Source organism: Kitasatospora sp. NPDC007106 (assembly GCF_040634455.1).
Lineage (GTDB): Bacteria > Actinomycetota > Actinomycetes > Streptomycetales > Streptomycetaceae > Kitasatospora > Kitasatospora arboriphila.
Genome location: NZ_JBEYFP010000749.1, coordinates 1 through 2,815, shown reverse-complemented (window position 1 = coordinate 2,815; position 2,815 = coordinate 1). Strand labels below are relative to the sequence as shown.

Sequence of the window (2,815 nt, the reverse complement as noted above, 5' to 3'; positions counted from 1 at the left end):
CGGCGGTCGTCGCCCGGTCGATGGGCCGGCCAGCGGTGGTCGGCGCGGCGGGCCTGGCGGTGGACGTCACGGGCGGCTGTCTGCGGGTCGGCGGCCGGACGGTGCCGGAGGGCGCGGTCGTCACCCTCGACGGCGGCCTGGGCCTGGCCGTCCTCGGCTCGCCGCCGGTCGCGGCGGCCGCGGACGACCCGTACCTGCGCCGCTTCCTCGCCTGGGCCGACGAGGCCGCCCGCGGGTCCTGAGGGCCCGGGCCGCGGACGGACCGGGCCCGGCCGCAACTGCGGCCGGGCCCGGGTGCAAGGAGACGTCCGCGACGGAGGTCGACTCAGGGGCTCCTATGAGGCATCCGTACGCTTCGGGCCGGTCAGGGGCCGGTCTGGATCGCGGTGTCGTCGATCACGAAGCTCGTCTGCAGCGAGGAGTCCTCGACGCCGTTGAACTTCACGGTGACCGACTGGCCCGCGTACGAGGACAGGTCGACCGTCTTCTGGCCGTACCCGGTGTTCTTGTTGAGGTTGGACCAGGTGGCCACCGTGGTGCCGTTGACCGTGACGGTCAGCTTGTCGTAGGCGGTGGTGGTGCTGGTCTCCGCCGTGTCGATGTGCAGCCAGTAGCTGAGCGTGGCCTTGCAGCCGGCCGGGATGCTGACGGTCTGTGCGGCGCTGTCCGTGTGGGAGGAGCCGTAGCCGTTCAGCCAGGCCTTCCAGGAGCCGGAGTGGGCGGCCTGGGAGGCGCTGTTGTCGACGACGCCGCTGGTGGTCGTCCAGGGGGCGGCGGTGCCGGTCTCGAAGCCGGCGTTGCCGAGCAGCTGGGCCGGGACGCAGCTGATGCTGCCGGAGACCGTCCAGGTGAAGGCGGTGGAGCCGGTCTTGTTGGCGGCGTCCTTGGCGGTGACGGTCACGTTGTAGGTGCCGGCCGCGGTGGCGGTGCCGGTGATCCTGCCGGAGCTGCTGATCGACAGGCCGGTCGGCAGGCCGGTGGCGCTGAAGGTGAGCGGGGCGGTGCCTCCGGAGGCCGCGATCTGCAGGTCGGCGGTGCCGTTCAGCGCGGTGGTCTGGTTGCCGGGGTTGGTCACCGTGACGGTGCCGCTGCCGGCGGGCTTGGTGAGCAGGCAGCCCGCGACGTTGAGGTCGATGGCCCGCCCGGCGCCGAGGCAGGTGGTGAACCAGTAGGTCTCTTCGCCGTAGCTCTGGCCCTTGGTGGCGGTGGTGGTGCCGTCGGCGGCCACCTCGCACGGGTTGTTGAGGGTGCACATCGCGCCGTCGTCGTTGCCGGTGTTGTTGATGCCGACGACCTTCTTGGAGGCGGCGTCGACGATCGGCGAACCGGAGGTGCCGTGCGTGGTGTTGCAGCCGGCGCTGTAGCGGAGCGAGTCGTGCCAGGTCCACTCGTCCTCGCGCAGGGTCGGGACGAACCCGTTGATGGAGCAGTTCCAGGTCTGCTTCCAGTACGAGGACGGGATGAACATCGCCGAGCCGTCGACCGGGTGGGTGTCGCTGATGGTCAGCGCGGTGACGCCGTACTTGCTGAGGATCGACGAGAAGGTGTCGGTCAGCTGGTACAGCGCCACGTCGGTGCCGGTCATGGTGGCGTACAGCACCTTGTCGGCCGAGACGGTGCCGAGCGAGGAGCCGGACGGGCTGAGCAGGGTGCCGCTGCGGCTTGCGGTCTGGTTCTGGATCACCACGCCCGAGGCGGGCATGGTCGGCAGGCAGTGGCCGTTGGTGAGCATCATCGCCCGGTCGGTGTCGACCGATGCGGGGTACCGGACGAGCGAGGCGGAACAGTTGCTCAGCGCGATGGTGGCCGTCAGATCGCCCGCCTGGACGGCGTGCGCGGGCACGGCCGCCGCGGTCACCGTGCCTGCGGCGATCGCGACCGCGCCTATTCCGGCGGCGAGTCCCTTGAACATGGGGTCTCCTTGTGGGGGATGTGCCGACGCGCGACCGGTTGCGCACGCGGGCCGCACGAAACTGCCATGCCCGCTTCAAGAGGGTCAACCACCCCGGCGGAAAAGGCCGTTCACCGACGGCACCCGGCTGCGGCCGAACCGCGCGAAGTGGCCACGGCCAAATCCGGACGACTCCCTCCCAGCCCCCGCAAGCGGACGCCTCCCGCCGCGGCACGCACCGGCGGGCCGGCGCCGGCGCACCGGACTTCGCCCTGCTCCGTGCGGGCGGCCGGTCGCGCAGAGGTCCAGACCCTGCCGTGCGCGACAAGATTGACCGGAAATCGATCACGCGGTCGGAACCTGCCGACCCTCGCCCGGCGGCACGGAGCACGGCCCGACCGATGAAAGGATCGGGGCATGGTCGAACGAGTCATTGCAGCCTGCGACGGTGCCGCCAAGGGCAATCCCGGCCCGGCCGGATGGGCCTGGGTCCTGGCGGACGCCGCGGGCGCCCCGCAGCGCTGGCAGTCCGGTGCGCTGGGCCGGAGCACCAACAACGTCGGCGAACTCACCGCGCTGGAGCGGCTGCTGGCCGCCACGGACCCGGCGGTGCCGCTGGAGGTGCGGCTGGACAGCACCTACACCCGGGACGCGGTCACCAAGTGGCTGCCGGGCTGGAAGCGCAACGGCTGGCGGACGGCCTCGGGCTCGCCGGTCGCCAACCAGGAGCTGATCCAGCGGATCGACGCGCTGCTGGCGGACCGCGAGGTCTCCTTCGTCCACGTCGCCGCGCACCGGGTCGACGGCGACCCGCTCAACGCGATCGCCGACAAGGCGGCCAGCGACGCCGCCCGCACCCAGCAGGGCGGCGACGGCACCGCCGAGGACCTGCCGGTGCCCGTCCCGGTCGCCGAACGGCCGGCC

The 2,815-nt window shown here is 72.2% G+C and carries 2 protein-coding genes and 2 pseudogenes; 2 read left to right on the top strand and 2 right to left on the bottom strand.

The features are described from left to right. A partial coding sequence (locus ABZ641_RS31820; RefSeq protein ID WP_359987436.1) for a PEP-utilizing enzyme occupies positions 1-242 on the top strand: 242 nt, incomplete at its 5' end. 122 nt (positions 243-364) lie between these two features. Here ABZ641_RS31820 and ABZ641_RS31815 read toward each other — a convergent pair. Both ABZ641_RS31815 and ABZ641_RS31810 read right to left on the bottom strand, forming a co-directional pair. Further along, positions 365-1,084 (bottom strand): annotated as a pseudogene (locus tag ABZ641_RS31815) (putative Ig domain-containing protein); the annotation flags it as partial. 210 nt (positions 1,085-1,294) lie between these two features. After that, positions 1,295-1,732, bottom strand: a pseudogene (locus ABZ641_RS31810) (serine protease); the annotation flags it as partial. A gap of 576 nt (positions 1,733-2,308) precedes the next feature. Here ABZ641_RS31810 and ABZ641_RS31805 point away from each other — a divergent pair. Beyond that, positions 2,309-2,815, top strand: a 507-nt coding sequence (locus ABZ641_RS31805) for a ribonuclease H (protein ID WP_359987433.1), incomplete at its 3' end; no start/stop codon positions are given.